This is a genomic window from Methylosinus sp. H3A, assembly GCF_015709455.1.
Lineage (GTDB): Bacteria > Pseudomonadota > Alphaproteobacteria > Rhizobiales > Beijerinckiaceae > Methylosinus.
The window spans coordinates 693,003-718,995 of record NZ_JADNQW010000005.1; the positions used below are offsets into that span (position 1 = coordinate 693,003).

Sequence of the window (25,993 nt, forward strand, 5' to 3'; positions counted from 1 at the left end):
ATGAGATATGGATCTCCCGAGGCGCCGCGCCGATCGATGGCCGTGACGAATGACTGACTATAACGACGGTTTCGAGCACGACAGTCCGCGCAGCGCCGCCGTCAACTGGTGGATACGGCTGCGAGCGGGCGCGCTTTCGGCGAGCGAGAAGGCCGCGTTCGAGGCGTGGCGGGCGGCCGACCCGGCCAATGCCGCGGCCTTCGACGATATGGCCGAAATGTGCGGCTTCGTGGAGAGTCTCGCGCCGAATCGGCCCGCGGAGCGCCGCCCTCCCACGACGAAGCGCCCGCTCCTGGCCGGCGCGATGACGATCGCCGCCGCCCTCGGCCTCGTCGCTTTCATCGGCCTCGATGATCTTTCCGCCTGGCTGCGCTCGGATATCTACGCCGGCGTGGGCGATCGCAAGAGCGTGACGCTGGAGGACGGATCGCGCGTCGAGCTCGACGCGCGATCGGCCATTTCGCTGCATTTCGAGGCCGGCCGGCGGCGGCTGACGCTGCTCGAGGGCGAGGCCTGGTTTCAGGTCGCGCCGGACGCCGCGCGGCCCTTCGTCGTGGAGGCGGCCGGCGGCGCGGTGACCGCGCTCGGCACGGCTTTCGACGTCGCGGTGGACAAGAACGAGGCGCGCGTCACCGTCACCGAGCATCGCGTCGAGGTCGCGAGCGGCGGCGGCGCGGTGATCGTCGAGGAAGGCGCCCAGAGCGCTTTTGCCGCCGACCATGCCGCCCGGGCGCCCGAATCCGTCGACGTCAAGCGCGCCACCGCCTGGCGGCGCGGCAAGCTGATCTTCGAGAACAGGCCGCTCAGCGAAGTGCTCGCCGCGCTCGGGCGACACCGGCGCGGCTATGTCTATTGCCTCGGCGGCGCGAGCTGCGCGCGGCGCGTGACCGGCGTTTTCGACGCCGAGGATCCGGCCCAGACGCTGCGCGAGATCGAGGCCTTCCTCGGCCTGCGCGCATTCCATGTCACCGACTATCTGATCCTGCTTCACGGGTGAGGATTTTTCGCCTCGCTCGGCCCTTCTCGAAAATAAATTTGCTCCGCGACGTTTCGTTTTCCTCATCGACCGCGTCCAGCAAGACAGGGGGCCTTTCGGGCGCCCCGGCGGACGATCGAGAGGGATGCGGGGACATGGCGAGCAAGTCGGCGCGCGGCGAGCGACAAGGCAGAGGGAATATGGGTTCGGCGGTCGCGACGGCGGCGCTCGGCGCCTTCATGACAGGAACGGGAGTCTCGGACTCGCCGGCCCAGGCGGCCATTGCGCCGCAGGAGAGATCGGGCGCGATCCAGACCTATCGTATTCCGGCCGGCTCGGTGGCCTCGGCGCTGAATGTCATCGCCGACGAGAACGATCTTCATGTTCTCTACGACGCGCGCATGACGCGTGGTCTGAGGACGGCGGGGCTCATCGGCGCTTATTCTGTGCGCGAGGCGCTCGGCGCGCTGCTGGCCGGCACTGGCCTCACTTATGAATTCTCGCGCGACGGGCAGGCCGTCTCGATCGTGCTGGCGCAGAACGACACCGGGACGCGGACCGACGCGAGCGCGGCGACGCCGCTGCCGGCGATCGACATTGGCGCGGCGACGAACGGACGTAGCGATGGCGCGCGCGGCCGTCCGGCGCCGGGGCCGGGCGATCGCTACACAGGCTATAACGCCGCGAGCGCGCCGGCGACATTGAAGGTGGACACGCCGCTCTTGAAGACGCCCATCGCCGTCGAGGTGGTGACGCGCCAGACGATGGACGATCAGCAGGCGATTTCCGTCAACGACGCGCTGCTCTCCAATGTCAGCGGCGTGACGCAGGGCATCAGCGGCATCGAGCTGTTCAAGGTGCGAGGCTTCTATAGCACCGTCGGCAACGTCTACAAGAACGGGCTGATGGAATACAGGCTGCGCAATCTCGACACGACCAACCTTCAATCAATCGAAGTGCTGAAAGGTCCGGCCGCCATGCTGTTCGGCAGAGGCGAGCCCGGCGGCATCATCAATCTGGTCGTCAAGCGTCCGCTCGAGACGCCCTATTTTTCATTGAACCAACAGGTGAAATCCTTCGGCGGGACACGAACGACGCTCGACGCCACCGGGCCGCTGAACGACGAAAAGAGCGTTCTCTACCGTTTCAACGGCGAATTCTACAGCACCGATTCCTATCGCAATTTCGTGACCGATCGGAATCTCTTCATCGCGCCGACGATCACAATTCGTCCGATCGAACAATTCAAGATGAACATCGACTTCGAATATCAGAACAAGACCTATGTCGACGATTATCCGATCTTCCCTGCGATCGGCGGCGCTCCGGCCAATATTCCGGTGAGCCGATATTTGGGCGAGCCGTCCATCATGAAATCGACTCCCAACCACTTCGAGCGCAAGCGCATCGCCTATGACGCGACTTACGAATTCCTTCCCGGCTGGAGCCTGACGAACCGGCTCAGCTATTACCATATCGACACGAGAAACGAGAATCTCCAGATACTGGGCGTCAATCAGGCGACGGGCGTGATGAACCGCACCGTGAACTTCCTGCCCGGCTATGGCGAGGACAGCTTCGGCGCCAATGTCGATCTGAAGGGCCATTTCACGACCGGGCCGATCGAGCATTCCGTGCTGCTCGGATACGACTATTTCGGAACCTACCTACCCGTGAACCTCACCTATTTCACGAGCCCGATCAGCGCGATCAATATTTATGCGCCCACCTATTGGCTGGCCGAGAACCCCTATCGAGGGATCGCCAGCTACGGCGTGGCGGGACAGAAATGGACCGGCGTCTACGGCCAGGACATGCTCTCCTTCTTCGACGATTCGGTGCATGTGCTGCTCGGCGGACGCTACGACTGGACGGAAACGGGCTCGAACAAGATCGGAACGTCCGACTATGCCGCACGCGCCTCTTACGTGAACGTCTACGCCAACGCCTTCAGCCCGCGCGTCGGCGTCGTCTACCAGCCGCTTCCATGGATTTCGCTGTTTGGCGATTTCACGCAGTCCTTCGGCGCGAACAATGGCACGACGCAAAATCTCGCGCCTCTGGCTCCACAGAAAGGCGAGCAATATGAAGCAGGCGTCAAAGCGGAGCTCCTGGACAAGCGCCTCTCGCTGACGATGGCCTATTTCGACATCGTCAAGTCCAACGTCCCCTATACCGATCCGACGAACACGCGAAATACGCTGCTGATCGGCAAGGCTCGCAGCCAGGGCTTCGAATTCGATCTGACCGGCCGCATCGACGACAATTGGAGCGTGATCGCCAATTATACGCATGACGATGTGCGTACGGTGGAGGGATCGCCCTCCTATAATCCGCTCACCCTCATCACGACCCAGCTCGCCGTCACGGGCAAGAAGCTGGCGGGGAGTCCGCGCAATTACGGAAATCTCTGGGTGAAATATGATGCGGACGGCGATTTCCGCGGCCTTGGTCTCGGCGCCGGCGTGTCGGTCTCCGAGAGCTATCTCGGCGACAACGCCAATAGCTTCGTCGTGCCGGGCTATGCGGTCGTCAACGGCATGATCTCCTACACGACGCAGATCGCCGGCCTCACTGTCACGGGTCAGCTGAATGTGAAGAACATCGGCGATGCGCGGTATTTTCCGGCGTCTTACGACCGCTACACCATCCAGACCGGCGCCCCGCGCACATTCCTCGGCTCGCTGCGGGTGGAGTTCTGACGCTCACTCGAACGTCACGCTGAGCCCGTGGCGTTCGAGCTCTTCCTCTATCGCCTCCAGAATGCTCTGCAGCTCGACGATGTCGATGACGACCTCCTCGTCGGGCGCGTCCCAATGGTCGATGTCGTCGAGGCGGATGAAGAAATCCGTGTCCTCGTCGGCGTCCGGCGGCGGCGCCGAATTGGCGATCGTCAGAACGCGCCCGCCGGAGAGGATGCGGATCGCGCCCTCCGTCATCTCGATCTGGATCGCACTGCGTCGCGCCATGCCGATGCTCCCGCTTTCGCGCTCACTCTACAATCAAACCGGCCCGGACGGCCACTTTTCGCATCAAGGTCGGAAGCCCCTCCTCGCAAAGGCGCGCGAGCGGCGTCCAACGGCCGTTCTCGATTTGGGGCGGCGCCGGAAGCGTCGCGGCAAATATCGTCAGACGCAGCGAAAAATGCGTGAACACATGCTCGACCTCGCCGGGCAGCGCCCGCCAGCGCGCCGCGACAGGCGCATGAGCGCCCGCCCGCGAGGGGTCGAAATCGACGCGGAACGGCGTCGAAGGAAATTCGCTCATGCCGCCGAGCAGACCGCGCGCCGGCCGCGTGCGCAGCAATACGGCGCCGCCGCTCGTCAGCACGAAGGCGGCGCCGCGGCGCAGGGGCTTCTCCAGCTTCGGCGCCTTGACGGGGAAGCGCTCCGTCTCGCCGCGCCGCGCGGCCGCGCAGGCCGGAGCGAAGGGGCAGAGATCGCAGCGCGGCCCACGCGGCGTGCAGACCGTCGCGCCGAGGTCCATCAGCGCCTGGGTGAAATCGCCCGCGCGAGCGGGGGGAAGCAACGTCTGCGCCTTTTCGCGCAATTCGCGCTTGGCCTCGCGCGCCGGCTTGTCGATGGCGAAGAGACGGGCGACGACGCGCTCGACATTGCCGTCCACGGCGACGCAGGGCGTATCGAAGGCGATGGCCGCCACCGCCGCCGCCGTATAGGGGCCGACGCCGGGCAGTGAGAGCAGCTCGGCCTCGTCCTGCGGGAAAATTCCCTGGCGCTCGAAAGCCACCTGCTGCGCGCAGGCGTGGAGATTGCGAGCGCGGGCGTAATAGCCGAGGCCGGCCCAGGCCTTCATCACCTCGTCGAGCGGGGCGGCGGCGAGCGCCGCGACGCTCGGCCAGCGCGCGAGAAAGGCGTGAAAATAGGGTTTGACCGCCTCCACCGTCGTCTGCTGCAGCATGATCTCCGACAGCCAGACGGCGTAAGGATCGGCGCGTTCGCCCGGCCCGGCGCGCCAGGGCAGATCGCGCCGGCGACGGTCGTACCAGAGGAGCAGCGCGCGCGGGTCGGGCCGCGGCGGCGTTTCGGCGGATGATTTGGCGGAAGCTCTCGACATGGGCTAACCTGTCCTTAACGAGATCGGATGCGATCACGCAAGGAGAGAGCATGGCCGGACCAGCCACGGGGCGCTCGAAATCCAGGCAGTCGCGCTCGCTCGGCGAATTCGTCGACAAGGCGCTCGACCCGCTGGCCGCGCGCCAGGGCTTCAGCGAGTCGTCGCTGCTGTTGCGCTGGGAGGCGATCGTCGGCGCGCGCGTCGCCGCCATATGCGAGCCGATGAAGCTGCAATGGCCCCCGCGCGCCAAGAACCGCCCGGCCGAGAAGAAAGACGAGCCGGCGACGCTGGCGCTGCGCGTCGAGCCGGGCTTTGGCCTCGACATTCAGCATATGAGCGCCGCCATCATCGAGCGCGTGAACACCCATCTCGGCTGGCGCTGCGTCGCCAAGGTGACGATGAAGCAGGAGCCGCTGCTCCCCCGCCGGGTCCGGCCCGCGAAACCGCCCGTCGACCTCGCCGCGCGACGGCAGGCCGAAGCTGTGACCGAAGGGGTCGCCGACGAGCGGCTGAGGGCGGCGCTGGTCGCGCTGGGCGAGCGCGCTTTGGCCAAGCCCGCGTCGTGACGCCTATTGGAGTATCCAATAAGCGTCCGGATCGCCCCTCATATGCACCTTGACCAGCCGGCTGAAGGGCGGGATGAGCTCGACGATGATGTCGCCGCCGAGCACGCGGCAATCCTTGCTCTTCAAGCCGCGGCGGATGATCTCCCGCGCCGCCTCGAGATCATATTGCTCGGCGAGCTCGATGACGCGCTGCATGTCGGCGCGCTCCTTGCAGCCGGCATAGCCCGGAAAACCTTCATAGATGACGGCGACCTCGACGGCCGCCGCGGGTTGCAGGAGAAAAGGCGCGAGCGCCGCGCCGAGAAAAAATGCCGAGAGCTTCATAGTCGTCTCCGCTGAAAAAGATCGGCTCGCCCGCATGGGACGCGGACACTTTGAAAAAATAGGCGGCGATCGATCATCGACGCATGGGCGAATCACTGCGCCTATGGTCGCTCATCCGGCGGGAAAATTCCGCAGCGAATTTATCGAAATCGCTCGACCGCGTAGGGGGCCGGATCGGTGAAGGGCGCCTCGCCGGTCATAATTTCGGCCAGCAGCCTCCCGCTCACGGGCCCCAGCGTGAAGCCATGATGCTGATGGCCGAAGTCGAACCAGAGCCCCTGATGGCGCGGCGCCTTGCCGATGATCGGCAGCATGTCCGGGAAACAGGGCCGGCAACCCATCCAGGGCTTGGGGTCGAGCCGCTCGCCGAGCGGGAACAGCGTGCGGGCGAGGATTTCGTCCTTGTCCACCTGCACGGGCGTCGGCGGCGCGTCGCGGCGGGCGAATTCGGCGCCGGTGGTGAGGCGCACGCCGCGCGTCATCGGCGCCAATACGTAGCCATTGTCGGCGTCGAGCACCGGATGGAAGAGCCGCGCGCCCTCCGCCGCTGCGTAATGCATGTGATAGCCGCGCTTGACCGCGAAAGGCAGATCATAGCCGAGCGGGCGGAATATCTGGTCCGACCAGGGGCCGAGCGCGACGACGATGTCGCGGACGATCAGCGCGCCATCGTGAGTCGGCACGCTCCAATGTCCGTCGCGCGTCTGCTCGAGGGCGCGCACGTCGCCGGCGAGGAAGCGCCCGCCGCGGCGCTGGAACAGCGCGGCATAGGCCTGCGCCACCGCGCAAGGATCGGCGACCGAGGCCGTGTCGAGAAAATGCACGGCGCCGACGACAGGCGCGATATCGGGCTCCAGCGCCGAGAGGCCGGCGGCGTCCAGCTCCTCGACGCGCAGTGAGAAATCGCGCAGACGGGCGGCGTCGACGACGCCTTTGGCGAGGCTCTTCTCGCTGCGATAGAGCTTGATCCAGCCGGTACGGCGCACGATGTCGCCCGCGCCCGAGAGCTGGATCAGCGCGTCATGCTCCTCGAGGCAGCGCTCGACCAGCGGCAGCGCGTCCAGAGCGTGGCGCTTGGCGCGTTCCGGCGCGCTCTCGCGGAAATAGCGCCACAGCCAGGGCGCGACGCTGGGCAGGGCCGAGAGATGATAATGCGCCTGCGGAGAGAGATTGAGCGCATAGCGCAGGAGATCGCCGAAGTCGCGCGGGAAGAGATAAGGGAAGATCGAGGCCCGCTCGATGAGCCCGGCGTTGCCGAAGCTCGTCTCCAGCCCGGCCGCGCCATGGCGGTCGACGAGGACCACCTCGCGCCCGCGCGCCTGCAGATGCAGGGCGGCCGAGACTCCGACCATTCCCGCGCCCAGCACGGCGACATCGGCGGTCTGCTGCATAAGGCCCTCCGAGAAAAACGCTTTCGAAAGCGGAATATGGCGGCGCGAGCCGGGAAACGCCAGCTCGGGCGTCGGTTCATCCGCAGCAATATTCCGGCCAGGGCGGGCTCGAATTCCAGCGGTCCGGCCGGCGAAGGCGGCTCAAATTACCTCGATGAGGCTTTGCCGCCACTCTCGAGCGCTTTCCGCTGCACAAAATCCTCGTCTTTGGACGATAACGACGGCGTCGGCTGCGAGGGATAGCTCCAGATCGAACTGTCGCTGGCGTCTCCGAGACCAACGTCCCGACATGCTCCTCATGCCCCGCCGCGGAGAGCCAGCGCGCAAGCGCCGACGGCAATTTGCACATCGGTCCTCACCGAGGCGCCGCCGGGCGAATGGCGACGACGACCGGCAACCCCCACATGTCCCCGCCCGGGACGAGGGGCTGCAACAGGCGAATGTCGCCGCCTTTCGCCTGCACCTCCATCGTTCCGCAGTGGCGGCGGCGAAAATCGCCGAGCGCAATCGCCTGGCAGGAGACGGGGCCGCCGTCGAGATTGAGCGCGAGCTTCAGATCGAGCGGCGTCGCATGCAGCAATGCTGCGAGCTTTTCCAGCGTGAGCAATGCATCCTCGCTCGTCCCGAGGACGATGCGGCCGGCGTGGTCCTCGGCGAGAAAGGTTCGGCTCGCGAGCCATTGCGACGGCTTGGCGCGCGTCGCTCCGCTCTCGTCGAGCAGCAGCGGATAGGAAACGAGCGCATTGTCGGCGCCGAGGAAAACGTCGCGCCAGTCCTTGTCCTTCAGATCGACGAGACGGGCTGAGTCGGGCGCGGCTACGAAAGCGCCGTGGGTCGCGACATAATCGGCTGGGCCAAGATCGACGCCTTCGCTGCGGAAGGGCGTGTCCGGCTCGCCCTTCGAGCCGAAATAGCTGCCATTGATGACGAGCGTCGCGTGAAGATCACGCATCCAATCGTCGAGGTGGCGATTGCCGGAAGGCTCATTATGAACGGAAATTCGCCAGAGCCGCGGGTCGACGCGGGCGAGAAGGAGCCTGTCTGCTTCTTTTCCCTCGACGAGGACCGGCATTTCGGCGGTCTCGAAGCCCGGCGCGCGCGTCATCCAATGGATTTCGCCCGACTCCGGTGTGAAATCATGCGCGAGGGCGTAGCGCACGCTCCGGGTGAGGCGAGAATCGATGGCGTCCACCGCGACCCAGATCGAGACACCCCGCCGCAGCACGGCGTTGAAGCCATAGCTTCCGTTCCGAAAATAGATGACGGCGAGGCCGACGGCTATCGACAGAGCAGCAAGAACGCTAGCCATCAAAATCTTGCGCATGAGCGCCTCCTATACGAACCTCATGCTCGAGCTTTGCGGCTTTTTCGGCGCCTATTTTCGAGAGCTTCGTGTCTTTGCCGCTTGTTCACCACGAAGACAGGAAGAAGCCGAAGCGGCCCCGCCCCCTTCACTCCGCCGGCATAAGGGCCTAAACGAACCTCTTCCCGCCGCCCTGGCCGCGCGAAGACTTTTCCCAAAGGACGCCCAAGCCCATGATCCCCCGCTATTCCCGCCCCGAGATGACGAAGATTTGGGAGCCGCAGACGCGCTTTCGCATCTGGTTCGAGATCGAGGCCTATGCCTGCGACGCGCTCGCCGAGATCGGCGTCATCCCCAAGGAGAGCGCCAAGGCGATCTGGGACAAGGCCGATTTCGTCACTTTCGACGTCGCGCGCATCGACGAGATCGAGCGCGTGACCAAGCATGACGTCATCGCCTTTTTGACCCATCTCGGCGAGTTCATCGGCCCGGATTCGCGCTTCGTGCATCAGGGCATGACCAGCTCCGACGTGCTCGACACCTGCCTCGCCGTGCAATTGGCGCGCGCCGCCGATCTTCTGATCGCCGATGTCGACGGATTGCTCGCCGCGATAAAGCGCCGTGCGCTGGAGCATAAATATACGCCGACGATCGGCCGCTCGCATGGCATTCACGCCGAGCCGACGACCTTCGGCCTGAAGCTCGCGCAAGCCTACGCCGAATTCACCCGCTCGCGCGAGCGCCTCGTCGCCGCGCGCAAGGAGGTCGCAACCTGCGCCATCTCCGGCGCCGTCGGCACTTTCGCCAATGTCGATCCGCGCGTCGAGGAGCATGTCGCCAAGCAGCTCGGCCTCGCGGTGGAGCCTGTCTCGACGCAGGTCATTCCGCGCGATCGTCACGCCGCTTTTTTCGCGACGCTCGGCGTCGTGGCGTCATCGGTGGAGCGGCTGGCGATCGAGATTCGCCATCTGCAGCGCACGGAAGTGCTGGAGGCGGAGGAATATTTCTCGGCCGGGCAGAAGGGCTCCTCCGCAATGCCGCACAAGCGCAATCCGGTGCTGACCGAAAATCTCACCGGCCTCGCACGGCTGGTGCGCGGCATGGTGACGCCGGCGCTGGAGAATGTCGCGCTGTGGCATGAGCGCGATATCTCGCACTCCTCCGTCGAGCGCAATATCGGCCCCGACGCGACAGTGACGCTCGACTTCGCGCTCTCACGTCTGACCAGCGTCATCGATCAGCTCATGATCTATCCCGAGAATATGCAGAAGAATCTCGACCGCCTCGGCGGGCTCGTGCATTCGCAGCGCGTGCTGCTGGCGCTGACGCAAAAGGGCGTCTCACGCGAGGATGCTTATTCGCTGGTGCAGCGCAACGCCATGCCGGTGTGGCGCGGCGAAGGCGAGTTCCGCAAGCTGCTCGGCGCCGACGCCGAGGTGAGCGCGAAGCTCTCGCCCGCGGAGCTCGATGAATTGTTCGATCTCGCCTATCACTTCAAGCATGTCGACACGATCTTCGATCGCGTGTTCGGCAAGGCGTGACATCCGCGATGCGAGCCTGACGGCTCGCGGTCCAAGGAGCGCAAAGGACCGCGAGCCTTAAGGCTCGCATTCGATGCGGCGCGAGTGCGCCGCCCTCACGCCATCGTCTGTTTGCCATTCTCGTCGAACAGAACCTCGGTCTCGTCCTCGCCCATCACGATGAGCGCCCGGGCGAGGCCGCCTTCGGCGCGATATTCGTACGTGTGGCTCAGCTCCACCTCGCCATAGACGAGCTTCTCGCAGACCAGCAGCCGCTCCTCGCCATCGAAGCGCGCGCGGAAATAAGTGTTGCGGTTGTTGAGATCATTGGGGTCGAGCTGCGACATCAAATTGAGCGGCAACCCCACGCCGCTGTAGGTCAGAAAATAGCGATAATCCTCGGCTTCCGTGCTCATGCGTTTTTCTCCCCGCGGGCCGTCCGGCGCTCGCCCGGCCAGCCTCGTTGGAGCCATGGCCTAGCGCGATGCGCGGAAAAAGAAAACCGCCTCGCTGCGACGGATTTGTCCCTTGACGAATCCGAGAATCGAGATCAACATTTCATCATCGCGTCACAGAAGCCGAGGGCCGCGGCGAAAACCCAGCCCGAAGGCGGACAGATCGAGCGGGACCTCGAAGGATGAGAGCGCGATAGGCGGGCCGGCGTGGCAACGCACGCAGGCCTAAGTCGAGCGATACATGCGAGAGGAGCATGACGCCACCGGGTCACACCCTCTGACCTCAGCCGAGGTCGATGGCGCGGCGGAGAAATCGAGCGCTGATTTCCTCGAGCGCCGACATTCGTGACATCCCGACGGGCGGCAGAACGCGAAGGCCAAGCGCGACGCCTCCCGTAACTCCGAATCTGGATCTTTCTGGACATTTCGCATTCTGCGAAAGCCAAGCGGCCCCGCCAGCCTCAGCGCTGCGGGGCCTTCTCTCGTCGGCTCCGCTACGAGGTCCACGCTCCCTGGCCCAGCGCCGAAATCATTTGAAATTCGTCCGCATATTCGCTAGCGCCTGCCTGCGGCGCAGCGTCGCGGAGGCGTCGATTTGAAAATCGTCATCGTCGATGAGAGTCCCGTGCGGGCGGCGATCCTCGAGGACGGATTGCGCGAGGCCGGCTTCACCAATGTCGAGCGCATCGCGGAAATGCGCAGCCTGCTCGCGCGCATCTATGCGATCGATCCGGATGTCATCCTCATCGATCTCGAAAATCCGAGCCGCGACATATTGGAGCAGATGTTCCAAGTGAGCCGCGCCGTGCGCCGGCCCGTGGCCATGTTCGTCGATCAGAGCGACAGCGCCTCCATACAAGCGTCGGTCGACGCCGGCGTCTCGGCCTATATCGTCGATGGGCTGAAGAAAGAGCGCATCAAATCCATCCTCGATCTCTGCATATCGCGCTTCAACGCCTTCTCGCATCTGCAGGACGAATTGGCGCGCGCCAAATCTGAGATCGAGGAGCGCAAGACGATCGACCGCGCCAAGGGCCTGTTGATGAAGGCGAAAAATCTCAGTGAAGAGGACGCCTATCGGCTGATGCGCAGCACGGCCATGCGCGAGAAGAAGAAGATTTTCGAGATCGCCCAGGCGATCATCACCGCCTCGGAGTTGTTCAAATGACCGCGGAGCGCGAAACCTTGCGCATCGGCTTCATTCCGCTCGCGGACGCCGCGTCGCTCTTCGTCGCCGTCGACAAGGGATTCGCCGCTGAAGAGGGACTCGACGTCGAGCTCGTGCAAGAGGTCTCCTGGTCCAATGTGCGCGACAAGCTCAATATCGGCATGTTCGACGCCGCGCATCTTCTGGCGCCCATCACCGTCGCCTCGAGCCTCGGCGTCGGCCATGTGAAGACGCCGATCGTCGCTCCCTATAATCTCGCCATGAATGGCAACGCCATCACCGTATCGCCGTCGCTGCATGCGGCGATGGCGGCGCAGCTCGACGGCGACGCGCTCGATCCGCTCGCCACCGCCAGAGCGCTGGCGCGCGTCGTCGCCGATCGCAAGGCCGCGCGAGCCGAGCCCTTGACCTTCGGCATGACCTTCCCCTTCTCGGGACATAATTACCAATTGCGCTATTGGATGGCGGCCGGCGGCGTCGATCCGGACGAGGATGTACGGCTCGTCGTGCTGCCGCCGCCCTATATGGTCGGCAGTCTCGCGCAGGGCCATGTCGACGGCTTCTGCGTCGGCGCGCCATGGAATTCGGTCGCTGTCGATCTCGGCGTCGGACATATTCTGCATTTTTCGGTCGAGCTGTTCTCGCGCTGCGCGGAAAAATCGCTGGCCATGCGCGAGCGCTTCGCGCTGGAGCATCCCCAAGTCGTCGCCGCGCTGCTGCGCGCCCTGCATCGCGCCGCGCGCTTCGTCTCCGAGGCCGATCCGCATGAGGTCGCCGCTCTGCTCGCGCGGCCCGACCGCGTCGGCGTCGATGCGCAAGTGATAGTGCGGACGCTGCAGGGCCGTCTCAAAGTGACGCCGGACGGCGCGACGCGCGAGAATGCGCGCTATCTCCTGCTGGGCCAGGAAGGCGCCGAGCGACCCGACCCGACGCAGGCCGCATGGCTCTATGCGCAAATGGCGCGCTGGGGACAGGCGCCGGTTTCACCCGCCCTTCTCGACGCGGCAAAAGCCGTGTTCCGCGCCGATCTCTTCGACGCCGCTCTGCCCTCGGTCGCCGTGCCGACGCCGCCATCCGGCGATGCGATCGGCGCCTTTTCGGGACCGGCCTTCGAGGATCGCGACATCGCCGCCTATCTGTCGGCTTTCCCCATTCGCCGCGCGCCATAGCCTGTTTTTTATCGGCTCGGCGCCCGCCGATTGTGCAAGGCGCCGGCTCACTCGTCGGCCTCCGCAGGCGCGCTTCGATCACACTTCGTTGATTTGTAAGCGATCTCGCCGATTTCGCCATTTGGCGCGCGACTTGCAATTATCTTCGCAACGATGCGCCCTGCGCATCATTCTCAGTCCAACGACGGACGAACCAGCAACGCCGCTGTCCCGGGGAGCTAGCGCTACATGCGCCCTCTTCCAGGCAAGCGGCTTTTTTGCGTTTCGCGCCGTCGACGAGAAGACGGCGCCGACTCGCCCTAACCGAAGCGCTCCGAGCGCGAAGAGGACGACGGTGACGATGACAGACGAAACAAGCGAAACGAAGCTCCTATCCCCGACGGCATTGGATCGTCGTGCGCTGCTGCGCGGCGCGGCCGGCGCCGCGGCGAGCTTCGCCGCCATACGCACGGCCTTTCCCGGCGGCGCCTTCGCGGAAGGCTCGGGGCCGGAAACGACAAAAGCGATTCTCGGCTATATCGCGCTCATCGACGCCGCGCCGCTCATAATCGCAAAAGAAAAAGGCCTTTTCGCCAAGCATGGCATGCCCGACGTCGAAGTGACGAAACAAGCGTCCTGGGGCGCGACGCGCGACAATCTCGTGCTCGGCGGCGCCGCCAATGGCATAGACGGCGCGCATATTCTCACGCCCATGCCCTATCTCATCTCGACGGGAAAAGTGACGCAGAACAATGCGCCGACGCCGATGTACATACTCGCGCGCCTCAATCTCGACGCGCAGGGAATTTCCGTCGCCAATGAATATAAGGATCTGAAGATCACCACCAACGCTTCCGCGCTGCGCGAGGCCTTCGCCAAGAAGAAAGCCGAAGGCAAAGAGGTGAAGGTCGCCATGACCTTCCCCGGCGGCACGCATGATCTGTGGCTGCGCTATTGGCTCGCCGCCGCCGGCGTCGATCCCGACAAGGATGTCTCGACGATCGTCGTGCCGCCGCCGCAGATGGTCGCGAATATGAAGGTCGGCAATATGGACGCCTTTTGCGTCGGCGAACCCTGGAACGAGCAGCTCGCCAATCAGGGCATAGGCTACACCGCCTGCGCGACCGGCGAGATCTGGGCGAAGCATCCGGAGAAAGCGCTCGGCATGCGCGCCGATTGGGTGGACAAGAATCCGCGCGCCGCACGCGCGCTCACCGCCGCTGTGCTGGAAGCGCAGCAATGGTGCGACAAAATGGAGAACAAGGCGGAGCTCGCCGACATCGTCGGCAAGCGCCAATGGTTCAACGTGCCCGTCGCCGACATCCTCGGCCGCCTGAAAGGCGACCTCAATTACGGCAATGGCCGCATAGAGAAGGGCACGAAGCAATTTATGAAATTCTGGCGCGACTTTGCCTCCTATCCCTTCAAAAGCCATGACGCCTGGTTCGTGACCGAGGACATTCGCTGGGGCAAGCTCGAGTCGACGACGAATATCAAGGCGCTCGTCGACAAGGTGAATCGAGAAGACATTTGGCGCGAGGCGGCGAAGTCGATCAACGTCGCCGCGAAAGAGATTCCTGCGTCGACGTCGCGCGGCAAGGAGACCTTCTTCGACGGCAAGGTTTTCGATCCGGAAAATCCGCAAGCCTATCTGAAAAGCCTGTCCATCAAGCGCGCGCAGGTGTGACCGAAGAGGCCGAAATGACGATGCACATCACCAAGAATGATCTCGTCGACGTAACGCCCGGCGACGATCGTTCGATCGACGAGCTCTATGCGCGCCGACGCATTCCGCTCATCGAGAAACATCGCGCGCATATCCACGCCTTCTTCGCTGCGGTTCTGCCGCCGTTGATCGTGCTCGCGATCCTGCTCGGCCTATGGCAGCTCATCTGCATCAAGCCGACATCTGCATTGCCGTCGCCCTCGCGCATATGGAGCGAGGCGAATGATCTCATCCTGCATCCCTTCTTCGTCGCGGGGCCACAGGACATCGGCCTCGGCTGGCGTGTTCTCACCTCTCTGCAACGCGTCGGCATCGGCTTCGGACTCGCCAGCGTCGCTGGCGTGCTGCTCGGCGTCATCGTCGGACAGTCGCGTTGGGCGATGCGCGGCCTCGATCCGCTGTTCCAGATTCTACGCACCGTGCCGCCGCTCGCCTGGCTGCCGATCTCGCTCGCCGCATTTCGAGACAGCTATCCATCCGCGATCTTCGTGATCTTCATCACCTCCATCTGGCCGATCATCATCAACACTGCTGTCGGCGTGCGCAATATTCCGCAGGACTATCGCAATGTCGCCGCCGTGCTGCGGCTCAATCAATTCGAGTTCTTCTGGAAGATCATGATTCCTTCGGCCGCGCCCTACATCTTCACGGGCCTGCGCATCGGCGTCGGCCTGTCCTGGCTCGCCATTGTCGCAGCGGAAATGCTGACCGGCGGCGTCGGCGTCGGCTTCTTCATCTGGGACGCCTGGAACTCCTCGCGTCTGCCCGACATATTCGTCGCGCTCGCCTATATCGGCGTGACCGGCTTCGTGCTCGACCGCATCGTCGCAGCGATCGGCGCCATCGCCACGCGCGGCGCGCAGGCTTCCTGAGAAAGGAATTTCGATGAGCTATCTTCGCATCGATCACGTCGACAAAGTTTTCACGACCGGCGCCCGCGCGACAAAAGTGCTCGAGGCTGTCGATCTCTCGGTCGAGAAGGGACAATATGTCTCGATCATCGGCCATTCCGGCTGCGGCAAATCCACTCTGCTCAATATCGTCGCCGGCCTCGTGACCGCCACCGCCGGCGGCGTCGTGCTGGAAAATCGTCAGGTCGACACGCCTGGGCCGGATCGCGCCGTCGTGTTCCAGAATCATTCGCTGCTGCCCTGGCTCTCCGTCTATGACAATGTGCGCCTCGGCGTCGACAAGATCTTTGCGGGCAAAAAGAACCGCGCCGAGCGACATGATTGGACGATGCACAATCTCGAGCTCGTGCAGATGACGCATGCGAAGGACAAGCGTCCGAGCGAGATTTCCGGCGGCATGAAGCAGCGCGTCGGCATCGCCCGCGCGCTCGCCATGGAGCCGAAGGTGCTTTTGCTCGACGAGCCCTTCGGCGCGCTCGATGCGCTGACGCGCGCGCATCTACAAGATCGAGTGATGGCGCTGCATCGCACGCTCGGCAATACGGTGATGATGATCACCCATGACGTCGACGAGGCCGTGCTGCTGTCGGACCGCATCGTGATGATGACGAACGGCCCTTGCGCCACGATCGGCGAGACGCTCGACGTCGCGCTGTCGCGCCCGCGCAACCGGCTAGAGCTCGCCGCCGATCCCGTCTATCTCGAATGCCGACGCCGCGTGCTGCAATTCCTCTATGAGCGTCATCATTATGTCGAAGCGGCGTGAGGCGAGCGGACGATGAGCGAGCCTCTGGTCATCATCGGCAATGGCATGGCGGCCGCGCGCCTCGTCGACGAATTGTCGAAACGCGCGCTCGGCCGATACGCCATCGCCGTCATCGGCGCGGAGCCGCGCCTCGCCTATAATCGCGTGCTGCTCTCTTCAGTGCTGGCCGGCGAAACGGAGATGGCGGAAATCGAGTTGAAGCCCACGAGCTGGTGGCGCGACCACGGCGTCACACTGCTCTATGGCCGCAAGGCCCGCGCTATCGACCTTTCGACAAAGCGCGTGTCGCTCGAAAGCGGTGAGAACATCGGCTTTTCGAAGCTCGTTTTCGCCACCGGCTCGCGCGCGCTGCGTCTCACCCTGCCCGGCGCGCAGCTCCCCGGCGTTTGCGTGTTTCGTGACGGCGCCGATGTCGACGCGCTGAAGCGCATGGCCGCGCAGCGCAAGCGGATCGTCGTCATCGGCGGCGGCCTGCTCGGTCTCGAAGCCGCCTATGGCCTCACAAAGTCCGGCGCCGTGGTGACGCTCGCGCATGTCGCGGAGCGGCTGATGGAGCGACAGCTCGACGCGCCTGCGGCCGAGTTGTTGAAGCAGTCGATCGAGAGCAAAGGCATAAAGACGCTGCTGGAAGCGAATACGATCCGCATAATCGGCGACGATCATGTTCGTGGCGTCGAATTCGCCGACGGCCGCCGGCTCGAGGCGGAGGGCGTCGTCTTCGCGGCGGGGATTGCGCCCAATATGGAGCTCGCGCGAAGCGCCGGCGTCGAGACGCAAAGAGGCGTCATCATCAACGATCATATGGAGACGAATATAGACAGCGTATTCGCGCTCGGCGAATGCGCGCAGCACAGAGGCGTCTGCTACGGCCTCGTCGAGCCCGCCTATGAGCAGGCCCGCATCCTCGCCGCGCGGCTCTGCGGCGAAAATGACATCTATGAGGGAAGCATCGTCGCCACCAATCTGAAAGTCTCCGGCGTCAGTGTCTTTTCCGCCGGCGATTTTCTCGGACGCGACGGCGGCGAAACTGTCTCCTGGCGGGACATCGGCCTCGGTCTCTACAAGAAGCTCGTCATCGACGATGGCCGCCTCGTCGGCGCCGTGCTCGTCGGCGACGCCAGCGCAGCGCTTTCGTGCCTCGAGCTCATTCGCTCGCAGGCCGACATAGCGCAATGGCGCGACGCTTTGATCTTCGGCCGCGCGCTCTGCGACAGAAAGGCGGCGTGAGCATGGCCGGCGACTTCACAGCGGAACAAAAGCGCTATCTCGAAGGCTTCGCCTCCGGCTTTCAGGCCTCGCGCGCGACGCGCGGCCCGGCGCCGACGAAAGACACGCCTATCGGCCCGGACGCTATCCATTTGGAGGCGCAGGATCGCGCTGTCGCGCGCGGCGGCAAGCTCAACGATCAAGAAAAAATCAAACGCGAAGAGCATCCTTTCGACGCCTATGCGCGTCTCGCCACTCGAGCGAAGCGCAACGAGCCGCCGAAGGTCGCCGATAATTTCCGATGGCGCTATCATGGGCTGTTCTACGTCGCGCCGACGCAGAGCTCCTACATGTGTCGCTTGCGGATTCCCAATGGCTGCCTCACTCATTGGCAGTTCACCGGCCTCGCCGATCTCGCCGATCGTCATGGCGGCGGCTATTTGCATGTCACCACGCGCGCGAACCTCCAGATTCGCGAGATCGAGCCGAAGAACGCCGTCGCCATGATCGAGGGCGTGCAGAGTCTCGGCCTGTGGACGCGCGGCGCCGGCGCCGACAATATTCGCAATATCACCGGAACTCCGACCGCCGGAATCGATCGCCAAGAGCTCATCGACACGCGTCCCCTGGCGCGCGCGCTGCATTTCCACATTCTCAACGATCGCTCTCTCTTCGGCCTGCCGCGGAAATTCAACATCGCTTTCGACGGCGCCGGCTGCATCGCCGTGCTCGAGGACACCAATGACGTCGCCTTTCGAGCGGTCGAGATCGTCGACGGACATGGCCTCGAGCCGGGAATCTATTTCCGTCTCGCGCTCGGCGGAATTACGGGGCACAAAGATCTCGCGCGCGAGACCGGCGTCATCGCGCGGCCGGACGAAGCCATCGAAATTGCAGACGCCATAGTGCGCGTCTTCATCGCGACCGGCGACCGCGTCAATCGCGCCGAGGCGCGATTGAAATATGTGCTCGATCGCTTGGGCTTCGAAAAATTCCTGACGCTCGTCGAAGAGCGGCTCGGCCGCGCCCTTCTGCGCGCGCCCGCGGCGGCGATCGCGCCGCGGCCCGGCTTCGACCGGCACGCCCATATCGGCGTGCATGCGCAAAAGCAGGTGGAAAAGAACTGGCTCGGCGTCGCGCTGAAGCTCGGCCGGCTGACCAGCGACAATGTCCGCGGCCTGGCGAACATCGCGCGCGCCTTTGGCGACGGCGACATAAGGCTCACCGTCTGGCAAAATCTGCTGATCTCCGGCGTTCCCGACTCCCGCGTGGACGAGGCGGTCGCGCAGATCGAAGCGCTCGGCCTTTCGACAAAGGCCTCGCCGATCCGCGCCGGCCTCGTCGCTTGCACCGGCAATGTGGGCTGCCGCTTCGCCGCCGCCGACACGAAGCGGCACGCCGACGAAATCGCCGCTCATTGCGAGAAGCAAATCGCGATCGACACACCGATCAACTTACATCTGACCGGCTGCCGTCACTCCTGCGCGCAGCACTATATCGGCGACATCGGCCTCATCGGCGCGCGCGTCGCGATCAATGACGAAGGCGACACAGTCGAAGGCTATCACATGGTCGTCGGCGGCGGTTTCGGCGCCGAAGGCGCGATCGCCCGCGAATTATTCGAGAATGTCGCAGCGGAAGACGCGCCGCGCAAGGTCGAGGGCATTTTGCGCGCCTATCTCGCGCATCGCGCGACGGCTGAGGAGAGCTTCGCCGCCTTCACGCGGCGCCACGATTTAGAGACGTTGAAACGACTCTTCGCGGAGACCGAAAAATGAACGAGATCACGCGGCCGCAACGGCTCGAGCTCATTCCGCCTTCCGCGCCTTTCTCCGATGAGCAGCGCGTCTGGCTCAACGGATTCTTCGCCGAGTTGATATCGATGAACGACGCGGGCGTCGTCACTTTGTCGCCGGCGGAGAATACGGCGATCGCGGGCAATGGCGACGACGGCGCCGCGCCTTGGCATGATCAGACGATGCGATTGCAGGAGCGCATGACGCTCGCGCAAGGGCATCCGCTGCGACGACGCATAATGGCCGCCATGGCGCAGCAAGACTGCGGCCAATGCGGCTATGACTGCCACAATTATGCGGAAGCGCTGTTCGCCCACAAGGAGCAGCGGCTCAATCTCTGCGCGCCGGGCGGCAAGGAAACCGCGCGCATGTTGAGGACGCTCGCCGAAGAGCTCTATTCCGCGCCGTCCGCCGAGGATGCGAGCCTGAAGGCTCGCGGTCCAGAGCCGGGACTGGGCAGCGAGCCTTCAGACTCGCATCCGACGTCCGCGCCCGGCCATTCGCGCGACAATCCCGTCGACGCTCACTTCTTGTCGCGGCGGCGACTGAACAAGCCTGCGTCTGAAAAAGAAACATGGCATGTCGAATTCGATCTTTCCGTCAGCGGTCTCGATTACGCTGTCGGCGATTCGCTCGGCGTGTTCGCGCAGAATGATCTCGGCCTCGTCGATCAGATCATCGCCATGATCGGCGCCTCGCCGCTCGCGCCGGTAAACGGCAAAAGCCTGCGTGACGCGCTGCGCGACGATTGCTCGCTCGCGCCGGCGCCGGATCGTCTCTTCGAGCTCGTCTCCTTCCTCACCGGAGGCGAGACGCGCGCCAAAGCGCGCGCGCTGGCGCAGGGCGAAGATCCGGACAAGGACGCAGCCGATCTCGATGTGTTGGCGGCGCTGATGAAATTTCCGGGCGTGCGGCCACATGCGGAAGCCTTTGTCGAATCGCTCGAGCCTTTGCAGCCGCGCCTCTATTCCATCTCCTCCTCGCCGAAGACGGCGCCGGGACGCGTGTCGCTCACCGTCGATGCGGTACGCTATACGATCGGCAAGCGCAAACGCAAAGGCGTGGCCTCGACCTTCCTCGCCGAACGCATCGACAGCGGCGCGCCGGCGCGAGTTTATGTTCAGCCATCGCACGGCTTCTCGCTGCCGAATGATCCCGACACGCCGATCGTCATGATCGGCCCCGGCACGGGCGTCGCGCCATTCCACGCCTTTTTGCAGGAACGCGCGGCGATCGGCGCGCGCGGCGCCAATTGGCTGTTCTTCGGCCATCAGCGCAGCGATTGCGATTTCTTCTATGCGGAGGAGCTCAATGCGATGAAATCTTGTGGCCTGCTCACACGCCTGTCGCTCGCCTGGTCGCGCGACGGCGCCGAGAAATTCTATGTGCAGGATCGCATGCGCGAAGTCGGCCGCGATCTCTTCGCCTGGATCGCCGAGGGCGCGCATATCTATGTCTGCGGCGACGCCAAGCGCATGGCCAAGGATGTCGAACGCGCGCTCGTCGACATTGTCGCGCAATATGGCGCACGCTCGACCGACGAGGCCGTCGCTTTCGTCGCGGAATTGAAGAAGAACGGCCGCTATCGACAGGATGTCTATTGATGCAGAGAGTCGATCCGAGCAGCGTTTCCGTCGCGACCGCCTGTCCTTATTGCGGCGTCGGCTGCGGCGTGCTGGCGACGCCGGACGGGCGCGGCGGCGCGACGGTCGCCGGCGACCCGGAGCATCCCGCGAATTTCGGACGGCTGTGCTCCAAAGGTTCGGCCTTGCAGGAGACGCTATCGCTCGAAGGGCGATTGCTGCATCCGATGATCCGCTCCGGCGCGGAGCTACGTCGCGCGAGCTGGGACGAAGCGCTCGACCATGTCGCGCGAGGCTTTCAGCGCGTGATCGACGCGCATGGGCCACAGGCGATCGCCTTCTATCTCTCCGGCCAATTGTTGACCGAGGATTATTACGCGGCCAACAAGCTCATCAAGGGCTTCATCGGCTCGCCCAATGTCGACACCAATTCGCGGCTCTGCATGGCTTCGACGGTCGCCGGACACAAGCGCGCCTTCGGCGCCGATGTCGTGCCGGGATGCTATGAGGATCTCGACTGCGCCGATCTCATCGTGCTGGTCGGCTCCAACGCGGCCTGGTGTCATCCGATTTTGTTCCAGCGCATATTGCGCAACAAGCAGGAGCGCGGCGCGAAGCTCGTCGTCATCGATCCGCGTCGCACGGCGACGGCGGAAGAGGCCGATCTGTTTCTGCCTATCGCGCCCGGCGGCGATGTCGCGCTGTTTTGCGGCCTGCTCGCGCATCTCGTCGCCAACGGCGCGACTTGCGACGATTACATAGCGCGTCACACAGTGGGCTTCACGGAAGCGCTCGCGGCCGCGCGCGAGATCGCGCCGACAATCGCGGCGACAGCCGCGGCCGCCGGCCTTCGCGAAGTGGACGTCGCGTCCTTCTTCGAGCTTTTCGCCGCGACGCCGAAGGTCGTCACCGCCTTTTCGCAAGGCGTCAATCAATCCGCGCAGGGAACGGACAAAGTCGACGCCATCATTCATTGTCATCTCGCGACCGGGCGCATCGGCAAGCCGGGCGCCGCGCCCTTCTCGCTCACCGGGCAGCCCAACGCCATGGGCGGGCGCGAGGTCGGCGGCCTCGCCAATCAGCTCGCCGCGCATATGGGGTTTTCCGACGCCGAGATCGATCGCGTGCGGCGCTTTTGGAACGCGCCGCGCATTGCGACGCGCGAAGGTTTCAAGGCCGTGCAGATGTTCGAGGCCATAGCGCGCGGAAAGATCAAGGCGCTATGGGTGATGGGAACAAATCCCGCGGTCTCGCTTCCGCAGGCGGACGAAGCGCGCGCCGCGCTCGCAAAGCTCGATCTCTTCGTCGTCTCGGACAATGTGCTGTCGAACGACACGATCGGCGCCGGCGCGCATGTGCTGCTGCCGGCGCAGGCCTGGGGCGAGAAATCGGGAACAGTCACCAATTCGGAGCGGCGCATCTCACGCCAGCGCGCCTTTCTGCCTTCGCCCGGCGAGGCCGAGCCGGACTGGCGCATCGTCAGCGCGCTCGCGGAGCGCATGGGCTTCGGCGAGGCTTTCGGCTTTCGCTCGGCGGCGGATGTGTTTCGCGAGCATGCGGCGCTCTCAGCTTTCGAGAATGACGGCGCACGCAGCTTCGACATAGGCGGACTCGCGGAACTCTCCGACGAGGCCTTCGATGCGCTGCCCCCGACGCTGTGGCCGATCCGCGCCGGCGAGACGAAAGGACGCGAGCGATTTTTCGCAGCGGGCGGTTACTTCACCGCCGACGGCAAGGCGCGCTTCGTCGCGCCGGAGCGTCCCGCGCTGAAAACCTCGACCTCGGCGGCCTTTCCCTTTCGGCTCAACACCGGGCGCATCCGCGACCAGTGGCACACGATGACGCGCACGGGAAAGAGTCCGCGCCTCGCGCGACATTTGCCCTTTCCCTTCGTCGAGATTCATCCGGCGGACGCCGCGCCGCTCGGCCTCGTCGACGGCGGCTTCGCGCGCGTCTCCACGCGTCACGGCGAATGTATGCTCGCGGTCGCCGTCACCGATCGGCAGCGGCGCGGGCAGTTGTTCGCGCCGATTCATTGGAGCGACGAGACATCGTCCTTCGCGCGCGTCGGCGCGCTCGTCGCGGCGATCACCGATCCGCATTCGGGACAGCCGGAGGCGAAGGCGACGCCGGCGCGCATAGACGCGGTCGCGTTCAAATCGCGCGGCTTCCTGCTCTCGCGCGCACCGCTTCGGCCGGCTTTCGCAGAGCTCGGAACCAAGGTCGCCGTCGCCGACGGCCATGGCCTTTTGTTCGCCTCGGACACCGGGCTCGGCGTGTGGCGCGATTATGTCGCGTCGCTCGGCGACGGGGCGAATGCGGCCGATTATCTCGACGAAGCGCGCGGCGTCTATCGCGCGGCGCGCTTTCGCGAGCAGCGCGTCGATCTGTGCCTCTTCGTCGGGAGGCAGGACGCGCGGGCCGCCTTCGACGTGGCGAGCGCGCTGTTCGAGAAAGAACGGCTCACCATCGAGCAACGCAAAGCGCTGCTCTCGGGACGCGCGGCCGATGGGGCGCAGGAGGAGGGCGCGACCGTCTGCGCTTGCTTCGGGGTCGGCGCAAAGACGATCGACAGAGCGATCGCGCAAGGCGCCCGCAGCGTCGCCGAGATCGGCGCGAAACTGCGCGCCGGCACGAATTGCGGCTCCTGCATTCCAGAATTGAAACGCGCCATCGCGGCGGCGCGCGCATGCTGCGAGGAGTAGCGCGCCGTCAACGGAGTAACATAGCGACGAAGCGATCCACGGGCCCGCCCGCGACACCTGGATTGCTTCGCCTCCGGCTCGCAACGATGACGACGGCGCTACTTCAGCAGCGCGGCGACTCCCGGCAGCTCCTTGCCCTCGAGCCATTCGAGAAAGGCGCCGCCCGCGGTCGAGAGATAGCTGAACTCCTGCGCCGCATGGGCCTGATTGAGCGCCGCGACCGTATCGCCGCCGCCTGCGACGGAGAGCAGCTCGCCTTCCACCGTCAGTCGCGCCGCCGTCTGCGCGACGGCGTTGGTGCCCTCGTCGAAGGGCGGCAGCTCGAAGGCGCCGAGCGGTCCGTTCCAGACGAGCGTCTTGGTCTTGGCGAGCAGGCTCTCGATATGAGCGATGCTCTTGGGCCCGACGTCGAGGATCATGTCGCTCTCGCCGACATGCTCGATCGCGACGATATGGGAGGGCGCATGGGCCTCGAATTTCTGCGCGACCGTCGCGTCGATCGGCAGCACGATTTCGCATTTCGATGTTTGCGCCTCGGCGAGAATGGCGCGCGCCTTGTCGAGCAGATCATGCTCGCAGAGCGATTTGCCGACAGGCTTGCCCTGCGCGGCGAGGAAAGTATTGGCCATGCCGCCGCCGATGACGAGGATATCGACCTTGCGGATCAGATTGCCGAGCAGCTCCAATTTGGTGGAGATTTTGGCGCCGCCGACGATCGCCATGACGGGATGAGCGGGATGCTCCAGCGCCTCGGAGAGCGCCTGCAGCTCGGCCTGCATGGTGCGGCCGGCATAGGCGGGCAGAAGATGCGCGAGCGCTTCCGTCGAAGCATGCGCGCGATGCGCGGCCGAGAAGGCGTCATTGACATAGACGTCGCCGAGCTTGGCGAGCTCGGCGGCGAAGGCCGGATCGTTCTTCTCCTCGCCCTTGTGGAAGCGCGTGTTCTCGAGCAGCAGAATATCGCCGTTCTTCAATTGCGCGATCGCCGCGCGCGCGACATCGCCGATGCAATCATCAGCGAAGGCGATTTTGCGCTTTGCCGTCTCCTCGATCGCGGCGACGACGACTTTCAGCGAATCCTCGTCCTTGCGCTCGCCCTTCGGCCGTCCGAAATGGGCGAGAAGAATCACCTTGCCGCCCTTTTTCGAAATATCCTCGATCGTCGGCAACACGCGCTCGATGCGCGTCTTGTCGGTGACCACGCCGTTCTCGGTCGGCACATTGAGGTCCACGCGCAACAGGACGCGCTTGCCCTCGAGATCGGCGGAATCGAGCGTGTTGAAAGACGGCATGGCTGTGCTTCCCGGTTAACGAGGAAAAATCGTCTCAGATGAGCTTTCCGATCGTCGCGGCGACATCCGTCATGCGGCCGGAGAAGCCCCATTCATTGTCGTACCAGGAGAGGATGCGAACGAGCTCGCCCTCGATCACCTTGGTCTGATCGAGATGGAAGATGGACGAGCGAGGGTCGTGGTTGAAATCGATGGAGACATTCTTGTCGGCGGTGTAGCCGAGAATGCCCTTCAGCGGCCCGTCGGCGGCGGCGATGATGGCGGCGTTGATCTCCTCCTTGCTCGTCTTGCGCCCCGGCACGAATTTGAGATCGACGGCCGAGACATTGGGCGTCGGCACGCGGATCGCGGCGCCGTCGAGCTTGCCTTTCAGCTCCGGCAGCACGAGGCCCACGGCCTTGGCCGCGCCGGTGGAGGTCGGGATCATCGACAGCGCCGCGGCGCGGCCGCGATAGAGATCCTTGTGGAACGTGTCCAGCGTCGGCTGGTCGCCCGTGTAGGAGTGGATCGTCGTCATGAAGCCGCGCTCTATGCCGACCGCCTCATTCAGCACTTTGGCGACGGGGGCGAGGCAATTGGTCGTGCAGGAGGCGTTGGAGACGACGAGATCGTCTTTCGTGATCTTGTCCTGATTGACGCCATAGACGACGGTGATGTCGGCGCCCTCGGAGGGAGCGGAGACCAGCACGCGCTTCGCGCCGGCGTCGAGCAGCGCCTTCGCCTTGTCTCGCGCGGTGAAGAGCCCCGTGCATTCGAGCGCTATGTCGATTCCGAGCGCCTCATAGGGCAGCTCGGCCGGATTTTTGATCGCCGTCGCCTTGATCGGCCCAAAGCCCACGTCGATCGAATCGCCATCGACCTTCACCTCGCGCGGAAAGCGGCCATGCACGGAATCATAGCGCAAGAGATGGGCGTTGGTCTCGACCGAGCCGAGATCGTTGATCGTCACCACCTCGAGGTCGGTGCGGCCAGTCTCGACGATATAGCGAAGAATATTGCGTCCGATGCGTCCGAACCCGTTGATCGCCACTCTCACGGCCATAGCGGTGCTCCTTCTCGTCTGCTCTCCCGGGCGGGCCTCGG

21 protein-coding genes are annotated in these 25,993 nt (G+C 64.6%); 13 read left to right on the top strand and 8 right to left on the bottom strand.

Annotated elements, in window-relative coordinates; genetic code table 11:
* Positions 1 to 49: 49 nt before the first annotated feature.
* Together IY145_RS06400 and IY145_RS06405 are read left to right on the top strand one after the other, a co-directional pair.
* Entirely contained in the window at positions 50 to 997 is a 948-nt protein-coding gene (locus tag IY145_RS06400) for a FecR domain-containing protein (RefSeq protein ID WP_196407437.1), read from the top strand.
* Positions 998 to 1,131: 134 nt separating this feature from the next.
* Complete coding sequence (locus IY145_RS06405) at positions 1,132 to 3,678, top strand: TonB-dependent siderophore receptor (protein ID WP_409455296.1); 2,547 nt, start codon at positions 1,132 to 1,134, stop codon at positions 3,676 to 3,678.
* 3 nt (positions 3,679 to 3,681) lie between these two features.
* Here the strand turns inward: IY145_RS06405 and IY145_RS06410 are convergent, their stop codons facing one another.
* Positions 3,682 to 3,945: an Imm74 family immunity protein gene (locus tag IY145_RS06410; protein WP_196407438.1), complete on the bottom strand. Its 264-nt coding sequence runs from the start codon at positions 3,943 to 3,945 to the stop codon at positions 3,682 to 3,684.
* Positions 3,946 to 3,967: 22 nt separating this feature from the next.
* Positions 3,968 to 5,050, bottom strand: a complete 1,083-nt coding sequence (gene mutY / locus IY145_RS06415; RefSeq protein ID WP_196407439.1) for an A/G-specific adenine glycosylase — start codon at positions 5,048 to 5,050, stop codon at positions 3,968 to 3,970.
* Between the two features lie 50 nt (positions 5,051 to 5,100).
* Between mutY and IY145_RS06420 the strand changes: the two genes are divergently transcribed.
* Positions 5,101 to 5,616: a DUF721 domain-containing protein gene (locus IY145_RS06420; RefSeq protein WP_196407440.1), complete on the top strand. Its 516-nt coding sequence runs from the start codon at positions 5,101 to 5,103 to the stop codon at positions 5,614 to 5,616.
* A gap of 3 nt (positions 5,617 to 5,619) precedes the next feature.
* Here IY145_RS06420 and IY145_RS06425 read toward each other — a convergent pair whose 3' ends face one another.
* From IY145_RS06425 to IY145_RS06435, 3 genes are all read right to left on the bottom strand, one after another.
* Positions 5,620 to 5,940 carry a hypothetical protein gene (locus tag IY145_RS06425; protein WP_196407441.1) on the bottom strand — a complete coding sequence of 107 codons (321 nt, stop codon included), beginning with the start codon at positions 5,938 to 5,940 and terminating at the stop codon, positions 5,620 to 5,622.
* 140 nt (positions 5,941 to 6,080) lie between these two features.
* Positions 6,081 to 7,331: an FAD-binding oxidoreductase gene (locus tag IY145_RS06430; RefSeq protein WP_196407442.1), complete on the bottom strand. Its 1,251-nt coding sequence runs from the start codon at positions 7,329 to 7,331 to the stop codon at positions 6,081 to 6,083.
* A gap of 355 nt (positions 7,332 to 7,686) precedes the next feature.
* Positions 7,687 to 8,655: a phosphodiester glycosidase family protein gene (locus IY145_RS06435; protein WP_196407443.1), complete on the bottom strand. Its 969-nt coding sequence runs from the start codon at positions 8,653 to 8,655 to the stop codon at positions 7,687 to 7,689.
* Between the two features lie 212 nt (positions 8,656 to 8,867).
* Here IY145_RS06435 and purB point away from each other — a divergent pair, with 212 nt between their 5' ends.
* Positions 8,868 to 10,175, top strand: coding sequence for an adenylosuccinate lyase (gene purB, locus IY145_RS06440; RefSeq protein WP_024878632.1), 1,308 nt, complete (start codon positions 8,868 to 8,870; stop codon positions 10,173 to 10,175).
* 95 nt (positions 10,176 to 10,270) lie between these two features.
* Here purB and IY145_RS06445 read toward each other — a convergent pair whose 3' ends face one another.
* Positions 10,271 to 10,570, bottom strand: coding sequence for a DUF6156 family protein (locus IY145_RS06445; RefSeq protein WP_196407444.1), 300 nt, complete (start codon positions 10,568 to 10,570; stop codon positions 10,271 to 10,273).
* 634 nt (positions 10,571 to 11,204) lie between these two features.
* Here IY145_RS06445 and IY145_RS06450 point away from each other — a divergent pair.
* From IY145_RS06450 to IY145_RS06490, 9 genes are all read left to right on the top strand, one after another.
* The gene (locus IY145_RS06450; RefSeq protein ID WP_196407445.1) at positions 11,205 to 11,777 is read left to right on the top strand and encodes an ANTAR domain-containing response regulator; all 573 of its coding nucleotides are present in this window, start codon (positions 11,205 to 11,207) and stop codon (positions 11,775 to 11,777) included.
* Positions 11,774 to 12,946 (top strand): CmpA/NrtA family ABC transporter substrate-binding protein, encoded by a 1,173-nt coding sequence (locus IY145_RS06455; protein WP_196407446.1) that lies wholly within the window; start codon positions 11,774 to 11,776, stop codon positions 12,944 to 12,946. Before IY145_RS06450 ends, IY145_RS06455 begins: the two co-directional genes overlap by 4 nt.
* Before the next feature lie 340 nt (positions 12,947 to 13,286).
* On the top strand, positions 13,287 to 14,612 hold the full coding sequence (locus tag IY145_RS06460; protein ID WP_196407447.1) for a CmpA/NrtA family ABC transporter substrate-binding protein: 1,326 nt from the start codon (positions 13,287 to 13,289) through the stop codon (positions 14,610 to 14,612).
* A 14-nt stretch (positions 14,613 to 14,626) separates the two neighbouring features.
* On the top strand, positions 14,627 to 15,523 hold the full coding sequence (gene ntrB / locus IY145_RS06465; protein WP_196407448.1) for a nitrate ABC transporter permease: 897 nt from the start codon (positions 14,627 to 14,629) through the stop codon (positions 15,521 to 15,523).
* Between the two features lie 13 nt (positions 15,524 to 15,536).
* The gene (locus tag IY145_RS06470; protein ID WP_196407449.1) at positions 15,537 to 16,328 is read left to right on the top strand and encodes an ABC transporter ATP-binding protein; all 792 of its coding nucleotides are present in this window, start codon (positions 15,537 to 15,539) and stop codon (positions 16,326 to 16,328) included.
* 12 nt (positions 16,329 to 16,340) lie between these two features.
* Positions 16,341 to 17,555, top strand: coding sequence for an NAD(P)/FAD-dependent oxidoreductase (locus IY145_RS06475; RefSeq protein WP_196407450.1), 1,215 nt, complete (start codon positions 16,341 to 16,343; stop codon positions 17,553 to 17,555).
* A gap of 2 nt (positions 17,556 to 17,557) precedes the next feature.
* The gene (locus IY145_RS06480; RefSeq protein ID WP_196410432.1) at positions 17,558 to 19,312 is read left to right on the top strand and encodes a NirA family protein; all 1,755 of its coding nucleotides are present in this window, start codon (positions 17,558 to 17,560) and stop codon (positions 19,310 to 19,312) included.
* Positions 19,309 to 20,934 carry a sulfite reductase subunit alpha gene (locus IY145_RS06485; protein WP_196407451.1) on the top strand — a complete coding sequence of 542 codons (1,626 nt, stop codon included), beginning with the start codon at positions 19,309 to 19,311 and terminating at the stop codon, positions 20,932 to 20,934. The genes IY145_RS06480 and IY145_RS06485 overlap by 4 nt, the downstream gene beginning before the upstream one ends.
* The gene (locus IY145_RS06490) at positions 20,934 to 23,618 is read left to right on the top strand and encodes a nitrate reductase (RefSeq protein ID WP_196407452.1); all 2,685 of its coding nucleotides are present in this window, start codon (positions 20,934 to 20,936) and stop codon (positions 23,616 to 23,618) included. The genes IY145_RS06485 and IY145_RS06490 overlap by 1 nt, the downstream gene beginning before the upstream one ends.
* Before the next feature lie 98 nt (positions 23,619 to 23,716).
* On the opposite strand, the gene IY145_RS06495 is transcribed toward IY145_RS06490, so the two are convergent.
* Together IY145_RS06495 and gap are read right to left on the bottom strand one after the other, a co-directional pair.
* Positions 23,717 to 24,910, bottom strand: a complete 1,194-nt coding sequence (locus IY145_RS06495; RefSeq protein WP_196407453.1) for a phosphoglycerate kinase — start codon at positions 24,908 to 24,910, stop codon at positions 23,717 to 23,719.
* A 34-nt stretch (positions 24,911 to 24,944) separates the two neighbouring features.
* Positions 24,945 to 25,952, bottom strand: coding sequence for a type I glyceraldehyde-3-phosphate dehydrogenase (gap, locus tag IY145_RS06500; protein ID WP_196407454.1), 1,008 nt, complete (start codon positions 25,950 to 25,952; stop codon positions 24,945 to 24,947).
* Positions 25,953 to 25,993 lie beyond the last annotated feature (41 nt).

Coding starts and splice junctions, on each gene's coding strand:
- ntrB (WP_196407448.1), top strand. CDS start 14,627: ATGACGATGCACATCACCAAGAATGATCTCGTCGACGTAACGCCCGGC.
- IY145_RS06445 (WP_196407444.1), bottom strand. CDS start 10,570: ATGAGCACGGAAGCCGAGGATTATCGCTATTTTCTGACCTACAGCGGC.
- IY145_RS06405 (WP_409455296.1), top strand. CDS start 1,132: ATGGCGAGCAAGTCGGCGCGCGGCGAGCGACAAGGCAGAGGGAATATG.
- IY145_RS06425 (WP_196407441.1), bottom strand. CDS start 5,940: ATGAAGCTCTCGGCATTTTTTCTCGGCGCGGCGCTCGCGCCTTTTCTC.
- IY145_RS06475 (WP_196407450.1), top strand. CDS start 16,341: ATGAGCGAGCCTCTGGTCATCATCGGCAATGGCATGGCGGCCGCGCGC.
- IY145_RS06490 (WP_196407452.1), top strand. CDS start 20,934: ATGCAGAGAGTCGATCCGAGCAGCGTTTCCGTCGCGACCGCCTGTCCT.
- IY145_RS06430 (WP_196407442.1), bottom strand. CDS start 7,331: ATGCAGCAGACCGCCGATGTCGCCGTGCTGGGCGCGGGAATGGTCGGA.
- mutY (WP_196407439.1), bottom strand. CDS start 5,050: ATGTCGAGAGCTTCCGCCAAATCATCCGCCGAAACGCCGCCGCGGCCC.
- purB (WP_024878632.1), top strand. CDS start 8,868: ATGATCCCCCGCTATTCCCGCCCCGAGATGACGAAGATTTGGGAGCCG.
- IY145_RS06435 (WP_196407443.1), bottom strand. CDS start 8,655: ATGCGCAAGATTTTGATGGCTAGCGTTCTTGCTGCTCTGTCGATAGCC.
- IY145_RS06410 (WP_196407438.1), bottom strand. CDS start 3,945: ATGGCGCGACGCAGTGCGATCCAGATCGAGATGACGGAGGGCGCGATC.
- IY145_RS06495 (WP_196407453.1), bottom strand. CDS start 24,910: ATGCCGTCTTTCAACACGCTCGATTCCGCCGATCTCGAGGGCAAGCGC.
- IY145_RS06400 (WP_196407437.1), top strand. CDS start 50: ATGACTGACTATAACGACGGTTTCGAGCACGACAGTCCGCGCAGCGCC.
- IY145_RS06470 (WP_196407449.1), top strand. CDS start 15,537: ATGAGCTATCTTCGCATCGATCACGTCGACAAAGTTTTCACGACCGGC.
- IY145_RS06480 (WP_196410432.1), top strand. CDS start 17,558: ATGGCCGGCGACTTCACAGCGGAACAAAAGCGCTATCTCGAAGGCTTC.
- gap (WP_196407454.1), bottom strand. CDS start 25,952: ATGGCCGTGAGAGTGGCGATCAACGGGTTCGGACGCATCGGACGCAAT.
- IY145_RS06485 (WP_196407451.1), top strand. CDS start 19,309: ATGAACGAGATCACGCGGCCGCAACGGCTCGAGCTCATTCCGCCTTCC.
- IY145_RS06460 (WP_196407447.1), top strand. CDS start 13,287: ATGACAGACGAAACAAGCGAAACGAAGCTCCTATCCCCGACGGCATTG.
- IY145_RS06455 (WP_196407446.1), top strand. CDS start 11,774: ATGACCGCGGAGCGCGAAACCTTGCGCATCGGCTTCATTCCGCTCGCG.
- IY145_RS06420 (WP_196407440.1), top strand. CDS start 5,101: ATGGCCGGACCAGCCACGGGGCGCTCGAAATCCAGGCAGTCGCGCTCG.